Source organism: Saprospira grandis str. Lewin, from assembly GCF_000250635.1.
Lineage (GTDB): Bacteria > Bacteroidota > Bacteroidia > Chitinophagales > Saprospiraceae > Saprospira > Saprospira grandis.
Window position 1 is genome coordinate 3,635,454 of sequence record NC_016940.1, and the last position, 12,651, is coordinate 3,648,104.

General features: G+C 39.5%; 9 protein-coding genes. All 9 read right to left on the reverse strand.

Annotation, left to right across the window (positions count from 1 at the left end; translation table 11 throughout):
- Positions 1-58: 58 nt before the first annotated feature.
- On the reverse strand, positions 59-2,842 hold the full coding sequence (gene polA / locus SGRA_RS16100; protein ID WP_015693849.1) for a DNA polymerase I: 2,784 nt from the start codon (positions 2,840-2,842) through the stop codon (positions 59-61).
- A 434-nt stretch (positions 2,843-3,276) separates the two neighbouring features.
- Positions 3,277-4,224 carry a hypothetical protein gene (locus tag SGRA_RS16110; RefSeq protein ID WP_015693851.1) on the reverse strand — a complete coding sequence of 316 codons (948 nt, stop codon included), beginning with the start codon at positions 4,222-4,224 and terminating at the stop codon, positions 3,277-3,279.
- Positions 4,221-4,823, reverse strand: coding sequence for a Fe(II)-2OG oxygenase family protein (locus SGRA_RS16115; RefSeq protein WP_015693852.1), 603 nt, complete (start codon positions 4,821-4,823; stop codon positions 4,221-4,223). Before SGRA_RS16115 ends, SGRA_RS16110 begins: the two co-directional genes overlap by 4 nt.
- Positions 4,824-4,911: 88 nt before the next feature.
- Positions 4,912-5,709: an AbiJ-NTD4 domain-containing protein gene (locus SGRA_RS16120; RefSeq protein WP_015693853.1), complete on the reverse strand. Its 798-nt coding sequence runs from the start codon at positions 5,707-5,709 to the stop codon at positions 4,912-4,914.
- 121 nt (positions 5,710-5,830) lie between these two features.
- Positions 5,831-7,333: an AAA family ATPase gene (locus tag SGRA_RS16125; RefSeq protein ID WP_015693854.1), complete on the reverse strand. Its 1,503-nt coding sequence runs from the start codon at positions 7,331-7,333 to the stop codon at positions 5,831-5,833.
- Positions 7,334-7,398: 65 nt separating this feature from the next.
- Positions 7,399-8,511, reverse strand: coding sequence for a PD-(D/E)XK nuclease family protein (locus tag SGRA_RS16130; RefSeq protein WP_015693855.1), 1,113 nt, complete (start codon positions 8,509-8,511; stop codon positions 7,399-7,401).
- A gap of 615 nt (positions 8,512-9,126) precedes the next feature.
- Complete coding sequence (locus SGRA_RS16140; RefSeq protein ID WP_015693857.1) at positions 9,127-10,065, reverse strand: DUF5694 domain-containing protein; 939 nt, start codon at positions 10,063-10,065, stop codon at positions 9,127-9,129.
- Between the two features lie 448 nt (positions 10,066-10,513).
- On the reverse strand, positions 10,514-11,029 hold the full coding sequence (locus SGRA_RS16150; protein ID WP_015693860.1) for a hypothetical protein: 516 nt from the start codon (positions 11,027-11,029) through the stop codon (positions 10,514-10,516).
- 82 nt (positions 11,030-11,111) lie between these two features.
- A complete protein-coding gene (gene radA / locus SGRA_RS16155) occupies positions 11,112-12,506 on the reverse strand; it encodes a DNA repair protein RadA (RefSeq protein WP_015693861.1) in 1,395 nt (464 codons plus the stop codon).
- Positions 12,507-12,651 lie beyond the last annotated feature (145 nt).

Below are 12,651 nucleotides of genomic sequence, written 5' to 3' on the forward strand. Positions count from 1 at the left end.
CAGCGAGCTGCGGAACGTAGCGCCCGCCGCAGGCGGGAGGCCCCAAAAAAACAGCTCCCTAATGCGCTTCCAACCAATTATCGCCTTCATCGATGCCGACCAAAATGGGCACCTGCAAATTGGGCAAAGCGGTTTTCATTTCTTCCTCCACCAATTGGCGAAGTTTGGCCAATTCTGATTTGGGCACATCAAAAAGGAGTTCATCATGCACCTGAAGGATCATTTTGCTCTGCAAGCCTTCGGCTTTGAGGCGATTTTGCACCTTAATCATGGCCAGTTTAATCATATCGGCAGCGGTGCCCTGAATGGGGCTATTGATGGCATTTCGCTCGGCATGTCCGCGTACCACCGCATTTTTTGATTTGATATCGCGCAGATAGCGGCGGCGGCCCAACAAGGTTTCCACATAACCTTTTTCCTTGGCTGTTTCTACCGTTTGCTCCATATATTTTTTGAGGCCAGGATACTGCTTAAAGTATTGCTCAATCAGCTCGGCGGCTTCCTTGCGCTTGATGTCCAAATTTTGCGAAAGATTAAAAGCCCCAGCGCCATAAATGATACTAAAGTTGACCGTTTTGGCATTGTAGCGCTGTTCTTTGGTCACTTCTTCAATATCCACCTCATAAATGCGGGCCGCCGTGGCCGAGTGAATATCTTGGCCCGCCTTAAATGCGGCCAACATGGCCTCATCGCCGCTAATTTCGGCAATTAGGCGCAACTCAATCTGCGAGTAATCCGCCGCCAACAAGCAATGATTTTCGTCTCTAGCGACAAATGCCTTGCGAATTTCTCGGCCTCTGGGCGTACGAATTGGAATGTTTTGCAAATTCGGATTATTAGAACTCAAACGGCCCGTTGTGGTCAGGGCTTGATTGAATGAGCTATGCAAACGGCCCGTAAATTTATTGACCAAGCGGGGCAGGGCCTCCACATAAGTCGAACGCAATTTGGCCAATTGGCGATACTCTAAAATCCAGGCAATAATTTCATATTTAGGGGCCAATTCGCTCAATTTTTCTTCATTGGTCGAATATTGGCCGGTTTTGGTTTTTCTCCAGCGGTAGGGGATTTCCAATTTATCAAAAAGCAATTCGCCCAACTGTTTAGGCGAGTCCAAATTGAGCAAGGGAGCCTCGGCCTTTTCTAAAATCTTTTTGACCAAAACATCGCTTTCTTGCTTGAGCTCTTCGGCATAATTGTTCAAAAAGTCGCTATCCAAAGCCACCCCTTCAAATTCCATATCCACCAAAACATAAATCAAAGGCGCTTCCATTTCATTATAGAGGGCCAATAATTCTTTAGACAATTGGGGGCGCAATTTTTCATAAAGTTGCCAGCTAATATCGGCATCTTCGGCGGCATATTCAATGACCTTTTCTAAAGGCACATCCCGCATACTGCGTTTTTTCTTGCGGCCTTTGCCCAAGAGGTTTTCGATGGGAATGGGCGAATAATTGAGGTAAGTTTCCGATAAATAATCCAGACTATGTTTTTTATCGGGCTCCAACAAATAGTGCATCAGCATGCTATCCCAAAGTTTGCCCGCCACTTTTATATCGTAAAAGCGGAGCATGAGCAGGTCAAATTTTAGGTTTTGGCCCACCTTGGCAATTTCGGGATCTTCAAAGATGGGGCGAAACTCTTCGAGCAGTGTTTTTGTAGCCGCCTGATCTTCGGGCAGGGCCAAATAATAGGCCTTATGGGCCTGCAGGGCAAAAGAAAGGCCCACAATTTCGGAGCCCAATTCTAGGCCCGTCGTCTCACTATCGAAGCAAAAAATGCCTGCTTTTTTGATCTCGGCAATCAGGGCCGCTCTTTTTTCGGCCGTATCCAGCAAAATATATTCATGCTGGGTATTGCTATGCGTATGATCGACCAATAATTCATTGGCGGCCTTGAGTTTTTTCTTGGGTGCTTCTTCGATGGGCTGCCCAAAAAGATCGACCTGTTGAGGGGCTTTGGCCGCAGCTTCTTGGCCCAAAATCCGTTTGCTCAGACTTCTAAATTCCAGCTCCTTAAAAATTTCGGATAGGGCTTCGCGATTAAATTCTTCCAGAGCATATTTTTCCGCATCAAATTGCACGGGCACATCCAACTTAATGGTCGCCAATTCCTTAGACAAAAGCGCCTGTTTTTTATTTTCCTCTACTCGTTCTTTTTGCTTGCCTTTGAGCTCATGCGTATGCTCCAACAAATTTTCGATGCTACCATATTTGGCCAATAATTTTTGGGCCGTTTTGGGACCAATACCCGGAATACCCGGAATATTATCCACCGCATCGCCTTGCAAGCCCAAAACATCAATCACCTGTTCTACCCGTTCAATTTTCCATTTTTCCAAGACTTCCGCCTTGCCCAAAACAGAAAACTTATTGCCAAAACGAGCGGGTTTATACAAAAAGATCTGATCTTCCACCAATTGCGCATAGTCCTTATCGGGCGTCATCATATAAACCGAAAAGCCTTCTCGGGCGGCCTGTTTGGCCAAGGTCCCAATCACATCATCGGCCTCATAATTGGGCACGGCCACCACCGGAATATTAAAGGCCTCAATAATTTGTTTAACATAGGGAATCGCCAAGCGAATATCCTCCGGTTGCTCCTCCCGATTCGCTTTATAGGGTTCATACATTTCATGTCGAAAGGTCCCGCCGGGCAAATCAAAAGCCACGGCAATATGCGTAGGTTTTTCTTTGCGCAATAATTCCCAAAGGGTAGAAGTAAAGCCATTCATGGCCGATACATTCAAACCTTTAGAGTTAATCAATGGGTTTTTGATAAAAGCAAAATGCGCCCGATAAATTAGGGCCATCGCATCGAGTAGGAATAATTTTTTTTGCATTGATCTTTTTTCTAATTCTAATTTTTTGGGGCTGCCCCTTCCGCCGGGTTGAAACCCAGCGCAAAGCGGCATCGCTTTGCGAAGCTATACAAAATGAGGGTTAAAACCCTCATGAATTATCGGTCGGGTCGGGCTGTGTCGCAGCTCGCTGTTCGCTCGGCCCTGCGCAAAAAAACAAGTTTTTTGCTTGCTCTGGCCTTCGGCCACTGCTGTCCATCCCTCAGCCGCGTCGCTGCGCTCCTTTGCGGCGGCTTCGCCGCCTGTCCCCTCCAAAAAAAAGGAGCGGAGTTTGGGCCAAAAGATAATGAATTTATTTTGAAGGGAGAGGATTTGTGGGGGAGGAGAGAACTTGCCCTTTCAATTAGCGGCTTTCAAATAGCAAAAGGCCGAAAAATCTGAGTGATTTTTCGGCCTGGGGGGTAGGGTAGGACATTTTAGTCATTTCCATAGTCGAATAACATGTCTAGGTCAAAATCTTCTGAGGAAAGATCTATTCCGTGATATTCTGCAGGATCATGGTAATCTGTTACACTGTACTGACCACCGTATTCAGCGACTTGTAGTTCATTATGGTTTGTTAACTTTAAGCCACAAGCAAAACAAGTAAAATTTGTTGGGAGTATATTTATTTTTTGGATAATTTCATCTTCAAATAATTTAGCATCTGTTACTGAAATAGGTTCTCCTTTAATCAGCGAGTCACTTTTACAAGATATACATTCTACTATTTTACTGTAAGGGGCATAAGTAGACTGAATTACTTTCTGCGCATGCTCAATATTTTGAGTTTGGTCTTCTGCACTCAAAGAAAAGAATTCTTTTCTTTGGTGTGCAATGCGGCTGTTCACTTCTGTTATAAGAGACTTGTCTGATTCGATAATCATTTTATTTGCAGCATCAGCTTCATCTCTCCCAAATAAATCTTCTAATTCTTTTTCTTGGAACTCTAGTAATATTTTACATACGTGATAATAATTGGATAACCAGATTCTTGTTGGATAATTTTCAAAAGCACCTTTACCACTATGCAATTCTTCATTTCTTCGATCAATCAATGCTAAACAATTGACAAACTCTTTCTTAGTAAAATTAGAGACAATTTTTTGGCATCGATCAAAAACAGATTTTGCAGGAATTGATTTTGGTGATGAATTGGAGTTTAGATACCCAAAAACATATAAGATATTTGAGCCATCTCTTGGATCTGCAAGAAGAACAGGATGAACCTTAGCTAAGGTAGCTCTTCCTAAAAACTCTAGGGTCAAAGTTGACCAAAATGGAAACATAATACCTTCCCTATCTTCTATTAACGATTTTTGGGCGTAAATTTTTGCTTTTTCCCATAAGGCATCATAGTCCCAAACTGATTTGAATTCACTCATAATATCATTATTCTTTGTAATATTCTATTTATTGAATTTTCACTAACTTCTGGTCTTGCATGTAAACATGCCCAATTATCAAGCAAAATAGTTTTTCCAGCTTCCCAAGTTATTTCAATGGGAGAAGTTCTTTTAATTATGTTTTTTATAATGCTTGTATTGTCGTCAAGCTTGCTGTAAGGTTGCATTATGTTTAAATCATACCTTAAAATGTTTTTATTGAGAATAGGTGAGTAAAAAGTGCCACCTCTACTTGAAACTTTCCATGTTCGGAAACCTAGTTCAAATAGCTCATCTTTTGTTGCAAATCTCATAACATCAACTATTTGAGTTGGAACTTGATTCTCGCCAACTTCTTTACACCTTAGTAAAATATATCGAGGAGGAATTTTAAAATAAGCCCCATCAGTATGATATGGAAGTCTACCTAAGCCAATTTTTTTTGAAATTGATTGAGGGTGGGCATCCTCTTTTCTTTTTGGCGTAATAATATCTATTATAGGACTATTTCTTCTTGATGAAATAGGTCTTCCTAGCGTTTGAGCTAATTTAAGAAATGAATTTTCTGATGTTTGGAATATTTTAACTCTATTACTCATTTTTTTGTTAAATAGCTTTTGACGCACTAGTGTCATTCTGTGAATGAAAACAAGATAACTTAGACGTCATCTTATTTAAGATGATATTTTAGTCAGATAATGAAATTTTATTTGCTAAATATTTTGATAAAGTTGCGGATAATTCAACTATTAACTGAGCTTCTGCATAGTCAGGATTTTGTCCTTCTTTTAGGTGTCTACCTTTTTCAGAAGAGTACCCCCATATGCCCAATGCTACTTTATCAAGTGGTTTGGGTAAAATATTAGGATGATCTTTTATTAACTTTCCAAGTGTAGAGTTTTTATCTCCTGTAATTTCACGAGCAACACATTCTAAGCATGCTACAGAATGCTGAATTGCACCAGTAATATCAGGGCTAGGACGCCTTGATAAATCTTTAATTGCTTCTTTGATTTCAGTCTGAGCTGTCTGTAATTCTTTGTTTTCCAGTGTGTCGGCGACATCGTTAATGACACTTTCAAAAGAAGGATCTCCACGAAATTCAATTTGTCCATCATGTAATTTCCAACCAATCCCATGATCTTCAAAATAATCATTTACTTCATTATAAAATGCGTCTATATTATCTTGGGTGTGGATTTCAGAGGCTAAAGACTCAATAATATCATAAATATAGACCCATTCACATTCTTTCATTAATTTATTGACTTCAGCGTAAATGTTTGGGTGCTCTGACCAGTTGTTTTCGTCTGGTAATCTCTTTAAAACTTGACAAACGATTTTGCGGAGAAAAGAAGGCTTATAGCCTAAACTGTAGACTATTTGAACGATGGCTTCTCTTAAGCATAGGGGCGCATCCTCACGTATATTGATTGGTATAGGGGGAGTTGAACGTCGAAATTTTTTAGAAAATTTTTTAGTCATGAATGATGTGTTTTATGGTTAATTTGTGCAAAGGAAGTATGTAAGCGCTTTGTATAGCTTTTCTTGTATTGACAAGAAAATAAATATGAAAAAATACAGTTGTATTCCAGCCTTTTTTGAGTTAACGCTTATTTGCTTTCTGGAGTGCATCAGTTATCTTTTTTAGACAACTTTTTGTATCAACGTTTTCGAGTACTAAGTCAGAAATAAATTCGTGAAATTTTTCATCGGATATGCCAATACTATTTAATTCTTTTAATAGATGTTTTAGTAATATCTTTCCACTAGGGTCTTTTCGTTCGTTGTTTTTATAATCACTAATTATAATGTCAATACTGTTCCTAGTAAATAATGAATCGCCAATTTTCTTTATTTGTTCTTGTTTAGGGTCTTTGATTAGATTTTTAAGAAGGTATTTCTCAAGGCTTTCAATGGGTAAAAAGGTAACATTTATATTTTTATGATCTCCTCTAACTTTTTCGTATAAATTTTTGATATCCCCGTCAAGAATCGTTACTATAGGAGTAGTAGAACCAAGCATATTGGATTTTATAATTTCCTGATGAAGAGATAACACATTTTGCCAACCTCCAACAGGTAATATGTGAATTAGCTTACTAGTTTTAGTTTTATTTCGCATCAATAATTTATTGATTAGTATTCTTGTTAATTCGTCTTCAACTAATATTAAACAATCATATCCATTGTGCTCAAATATATCTCTTGTTGCATATGCTGGGTAACAAGGGTTTGTTACTGCTACTGAATTATCTTCTTTTTTATTTAGAAAATAAATGTTGTCGGGCTTTATATTTCGAATGAGTTCAATAGAATGAGATGCGAAATAAACGACTATACCTAAATTCTTAACTTCTTTTCTTAGAACAGATAAAAGTCTTTTTAAGGCTGAGGGATGTAATCCAAATTCTATTTCATCAAGAAGAACTATGTAAGTATCTGTCGTACTAGCTCGTTGTCTAACATAGCGTTCTAAAGAATGTAATAAAGTAATGATTAGATTTTCACCTGTACTAAGGCTATATTGACTTATAAAGTCATCAAGTCCATACGAATTTTTTTCTTTGAAGAAATATACTACATGATTTACATCATATTTTTCTTTTCCAATATGATGAGGAAGGAAAAATAAGTCATTGTAATAGTTTGCATTGTCTCTTATAATGAATCCCAGGTTATTCTTGACAAATTCACTAGCAGCTATTAAATCATTAGTTTTATCTATATATTTGTCTTTACTGTAGATTATTTTCTCATTTATTCGAAATCTATTACCAAAAGCAACACTGCCCTCGTAAAAACCATTAATACGTAACATATCGTCATGAACTGAGGAGTAAGGTTTGTGGTATGTATGTATTGATGATTTAGATAGGTTAAAGATTGTTTCATTATTAATAGAAAAGTTTATATATGACTTTTCTTTTGTTAATAGCAGTTGTTTAACTATTCTTTTGTAAAATATGGATGCTATTGATGCCATTACAGTACTTTTTCCTGATGCATTCTCCCCTGTAATAACATATAAATCTGGAGTGAGGTTAATGTCAATAGACATTTCATGAATGCCTCTTATTCTGTGTAGCCTTAGTTGTAATGTGCTCATTTTTTAATTAGATTTTTATGTGTGCTGAGTGATTTTTCGGCCTTTTTTTTGGTCCAGCGCTCAAACTACTCCCCGCCAACAATTGCCTTTAAATTTTCAAAATGAAATTTTAGTCTACTGACAATGGTGTCTATGCTTATCTCTGTCTCTGTCTCTGTCTCTGGCGCAATTAGTTTTTCGACATCAAGATAGACTCTATTTTTGTGAGTAGTTCCTTCATCTAAAGGGCAGTTAGGATATTTTTCAAGGATGCGCTCCTCAAAAGTTTTCCAATTTTCCAAATCCCATGTGGTGATTTGTATGAGGTATTCTCCTAATGGATTTTCTTTTGTTTCCTTGTAGAGGGATTCAATTCCAATTTCGTACTTCTTAGCGGTGAATTTATTATATACTAAATAGAATGCTGTTTTCCCGTCGTGGATAAACCATTTGGGATCAGTTTGAGCTCCTATTTGCTTTTTGATCTTCCGTAAATTTTCATGTTGGAGATCTAGTCTAGATTTTTTGTAGGCTTCATATTGGCTGATTAGCTCGTCGATTTCATTGCTGTTCTCAAAGAAGAAATTAGAAATTTTTCGGTCTACAGAGTCATTTGTGGACATATTTTCAATGGTTTTTATAAAGTCTAGTAAATGTGTTAGATAGCGCTGATTACAGTCTGCGGAATAGTCGCCTAAATTTTTCTTGAGATAGAAGAAGAAGTCAGCATAAGTGAAGGCTTTAAAGTCGTTATCGGCTATTTTTTTCAACTCTTCTGCCTTAGTAATTTCGTAAACAGAAAGAACGAGATTAAAAGGCCACTCTTTACCGTAGGCATCAGTTCTAGCTTTGTATTTATCTAGAGGGTTGTAAAGACTAGCGGTAATTTTATTCTCTATACCAATGACAAAGTCTGAACCTGTGATGACAATATCTAATCTTTTGCCCTCTGCATAGTCTTCTGGAATTACTTGAATTTCATCCTCATAGAAGTTAATGTCCTCTGCCTTCAATAATTCAAAGAGAGAGCGTAGGAATAAATCCTGAAAGCCATGTTCTTCTTTGGGAGAGAAATAAAAGCATAAAATTCTACTGCAGACTTCTTCAAAGCGGCTAGCAGGGTACTTGCATATCTCAAGGAATGTTTTTTTCTTTTTTGGGAGGGCCTGAAATTCTTTGAGTAAGGAGTTGATGTCCATTGGGCCTTAAGGTTTTTAGGGTCGATGAAAAGTGATGTAGCGCTAAAAGCGGTACTCTACTTCCCCAAGTTAATATTTTAATATTAATTTAGAGCATGAAAAACTATTGGATCTGATTGTAATCCCTTTCAATTAGCGGCTTTCAATTAGGCAGTAGCTCAAAAAACGAGAGCATTTTTCTGCCGAAATAAAAAAAGCCCAGTTTAGACGGAGCAAATAAAAAACAGCGGCCAAAACTGCCGAAGAAAAAAGCCAAAAGAAAAAAAATAGATGAGCGGCTTAGGGATGGCAGCGGGTGGCCGTAGGCCAGACCAAGTTTTTTTGAGCGCAGCGAAAAAAACGCAGGGCCGAGCGAGCAGCGAGCCCGCGAACAGCCCGGCCCGGCCGAAGGGCGGGCAAGCCCCAGAAAAAAAAGAAAAGAAGAAATCACGCTTGCTCCTCCAAACTTTCTAAAAAGGCAAGGGGGGTTTAGAAAAACGAATGCTAGAGCAGGGAGACAAAGGCCATAAAAAAAGTAGCCAAGGATAAAAATCCTCAGCTACTCACTAAATTTTTATGGGCGGATAGTTTTTAGTCTTGGCTTATGCTACCCGCTTTATTTAGATACTTTAATCCTTAGAGTTCATTAAACAGAATCACTTTTATATTGGGAAATTGCTTGTTCAACTCTTTTTTTAAGCCAACAATATGAGATGCTCCAACAAATAATATATTTTTTCTGAATGTATTGGCTTCAATTTGTCGGCCAAGGTTATACGCAAAACGTTTATTTCGCTGCTTAAAGTAGTCTACGGCTTTTGCACAATCAGGCTGTTCCATGTCTGTATATTTTAGGCCACTTAAGCTATCTAGTAGCTCAAGATGTTTAGGTTTATTATTGACAATTCCGTATCGGCCAAAAATTGAGGGGAAAACTTCTCGCAGGACTATTTTTCGGATTATTTTTTTTTCTTTTCTTTTTACAGGGGTCTTGTCTATTGCTTTTTCGCAGGCTTGCCAGTGTTGATGAAATTCAGCATTGGTTTGTTGATCATCGGAGGCATATAATTTTTTATGTCCTAGTTTCAGCGCTAGTTTACGAGATAGTTCATAGTTTTCATGTCGTTTAGACTTTTTATGGCCCTCTGGGAAATAATCCTGAACATATCTATAGTAGTAAAAATTAGGGTAATCGAGTTGATAAGCAAATGAAAGGCAAATTTTTTTGAAATCGTCTTTAGTCATTTGCTGAAAATCTTTGCTCAACAGATGCTCTAGGGTGTCTTGATTAAAGTCAAACTCTTCTCTTACTTTTAGTGAATACTGATAAAAATTTTTGAGGCTCTCATTATGGCCATTTTTTAGGTAGGCCCAGCTCAAAGAGTCTTCCGGCCTAACAGTTTCAACAAAAATAGCTTCTGGTTGATAGGCTAAAGATTTTTTAAATAGGGGTTTATAGCTGTTTTTTAGGCGTTTAGGTAGCATGTGCATTGTTCCAACTAAAACAATTTCTTTTTGTTGGGCAAGCATTAGGGAAAAGTAGAATGTTAGGCTTAGACAGAGTAGGTATTTCATTATTTAATAGATTTTAAAGTGAGACTAACTACTTGAATAAGATACCTATTATTCAATTTTTTCTTGAAAAATCTATTAACTAGCTTAAATTTTTATCCAAGGATGGCGGTAATGATTCCTTTCAATAGCTTTTTGATGCAGACTGGAAAACAAAAAAGCCGAAGATCATCTCTTCGGCTTTTCTATTCTACTGAAACAGATCCTCAAAAAAATCTGGCTTTCAATTAGGCTGTAGCTCAAAAAACGACTGCATTTTTCTGCCAAAATAAAAAAAGCCCAAAGAAAAAAAAATAGATGAGCGGCTTAGGGATGCTAGCGGGTGGCCGCAGGCCAGACCAAGTTTTTTTGAGCGCAGCGAAAAAAACGCAGGGCCGAGCGAGCAGCGAGCCCGCGAACAGCCCGGCCCGGCCGAAGGGCGGGCAAGCCCCTAAAAAAAAGAAAAAAGAAATCACGCTTGCTCCTCCAAACTTTCTAAAAAGGCAAGGGGATTTTTTAAAAAGTGGTAAGCATTAGAGGCTTGAATACTATTTTTTATTTCCTGAAAGTCAGGAGGCATTAAGTTTCCTTTTCGGTCCATGAATAAATAGTCATTTTCTTGGCCTAAGCGAATCATATTTTTTAGGAAGTTGCAGCCCTCTTCTCTCAAATCTGCACGAAAAGAAAATTCACTGATTAGCAATGAATCTTCCGCCAAATAAAGATCTGCATCATTATCCGTTTTATCTGAGTAAGCTTTCCAGTGAAAGCTTGTTTTATTATCTCCCCAATTGGCTCGCTTAATCAAGGCATCAACTTTTGATACAATAGCTGTTGCTTCTATTGCCACTTCTTCCCAATAGATTTTTGCGTCAGATTCAAAATATCCGCTTGCTGTACTCACTGCAATTTTAGTTGGGATAGAATCATGCTTTTTTTCAACGCCTTGTTTGGGCAGAACTTCTAAATAGTATTGATAAATGGCCATTGTATTTTAGCTAAATGGGGGGGAATTATAATCGCTTAAATCTAACAAAAAAGCCGAAGATCATCTCTTCGGCTTTTCTATTCTACTGAAACAGATCCTCAAAAAGTTGCTCTACCTTAGAGAGCGGAACAATTTCTATATCGTAATTGGCGGGATCGATCCCTTTCATATTAAACTTAGACACATAAATTTTTTCAAAGCCGAGGCGATTGGCTTCTTGTATGCGTTGTTCGATGCGTTGGACCGAGCGAATTTCTCCAGACAAACCAATTTCTCCTGCAAAACAAACATTAGAGGGCATGGCCACATCTTCCAAAGAGGAGAGGAGGGCGGCCACCACGGCCATATCAATAGCGGGATCGCTCACTTTTAGTCCCCCGGCCACATTGAGAAAGACATCATTATTGCCAAACTGAAAACCGCAGCGTTTTTCCAAAACCGCCAACAACATACTCAATCGGCGGAGATCGAAACCCGTGGCCGAGCGTTGGGGCGAGCTAAAAACAGAAGTAGAAACCAAAGCCTGAATTTCGATCAGCATGGGGCGAATGCCCTCTACCGTGGCGGTAATTGCCGAACCGCTGAGGTCTTCTTCTTTTTGGGTGAGTAAAAGTTCTGAAGGATTAGAAACTTCTCGCAAACCGCGGCCCTGCATTTCATAAATACCGAGTTCGGCCGTAGAGCCAAAGCGGTTTTTGATGGTCCGCAAAATGCGGTGGGTATAATTTCGGTCGCCTTCAAATTGCAGCACCACATCCACAATATGCTCCAGCAATTTGGGTCCCGCAATCGCCCCATCTTTATTGATATGGCCAATCACAAAGACGGGAATATTGGTCTCTTTGGCAAAGCGTTGCAATTCAGAAGCGCATTCTCGCACCTGAGAAACGGAGCCCGGAGGCGATTCAACATATTGCGAGCTCAGGGTTTGAATCGAATCGACCACCAAAACATCGGGGCCCAAAGTGGCCGCCTGCATCAAAAGGTTAGTCAAATTGGTTTCGGCCATCAAAAAGCAGTCATTATCGCGCAGTCCAAGGCGTTCGGCTCGCATTTTAATCTGTTGTTCGCTTTCCTCGCCCGAAACATAAAGCACTTTTCCCGAAAAACTCAGGGCCAATTGCAGCATCAGGGTCGATTTTCCAACGCCGGGTTCTCCACCAATCAACACAATCGATCCACTCACGATACCGCCGCCCAAAACCCGGTTCAATTCTTCATCATCGGTGGGCGTTCGCACCGTTCCATCGCCCTGCACCTTAGTAATATGTGTGGGGCGGGCATGCTCTTGTTTTCGCCCTCTTTTTTGGGTCCAAGCGCCCTGCGTCGCCTTTTTGGCCTCCTGCTTGGCACTGCCCTTAACGGTGACCTCCTCTTGCAAGCTATTCCACTCGCCACAAGCACTACAGCGGCCCTCCCATTTTAGCGAAACATTGCCGCATTCGGTACATACAAAAGTTTTCTGAGTTTTGGCCATTCCTTTAATTTTAAAACAAATTAGTGTTGTTTTTTGAGTTATGCAACTATTTGTTGTTATTTTTTATTTTGGGGCCCGCGGCCGCCCTTTAATTTGGGGCGGCCGCCGCTATGGTTACTCCCTTCGGTCGTCGAACTGCGGACTA

What these genes read in the sequence shown, in the direction of transcription:
- polA (WP_015693849.1), bottom strand. Translation starts at nt 2,842, where the DNA reads ATGCAAAAAAAATTATTCCTACTCGATGCGATGGCCCTAATTTATCGG.
- SGRA_RS16110 (WP_015693851.1), bottom strand. Translation starts at nt 4,224, where the DNA reads ATGAGTGAATTCAAATCAGTTTGGGACTATGATGCCTTATGGGAAAAA.
- SGRA_RS16115 (WP_015693852.1), bottom strand. Translation starts at nt 4,823, where the DNA reads ATGAGTAATAGAGTTAAAATATTCCAAACATCAGAAAATTCATTTCTT.
- SGRA_RS16120 (WP_015693853.1), bottom strand. Translation starts at nt 5,709, where the DNA reads ATGACTAAAAAATTTTCTAAAAAATTTCGACGTTCAACTCCCCCTATA.
- SGRA_RS16125 (WP_015693854.1), bottom strand. Translation starts at nt 7,333, where the DNA reads ATGAGCACATTACAACTAAGGCTACACAGAATAAGAGGCATTCATGAA.
- SGRA_RS16130 (WP_015693855.1), bottom strand. Translation starts at nt 8,511, where the DNA reads ATGGACATCAACTCCTTACTCAAAGAATTTCAGGCCCTCCCAAAAAAG.
- SGRA_RS16140 (WP_015693857.1), bottom strand. Translation starts at nt 10,065, where the DNA reads ATGAAATACCTACTCTGTCTAAGCCTAACATTCTACTTTTCCCTAATG.
- SGRA_RS16150 (WP_015693860.1), bottom strand. Translation starts at nt 11,029, where the DNA reads ATGGCCATTTATCAATACTATTTAGAAGTTCTGCCCAAACAAGGCGTT.
- radA (WP_015693861.1), bottom strand. Translation starts at nt 12,506, where the DNA reads ATGGCCAAAACTCAGAAAACTTTTGTATGTACCGAATGCGGCAATGTT.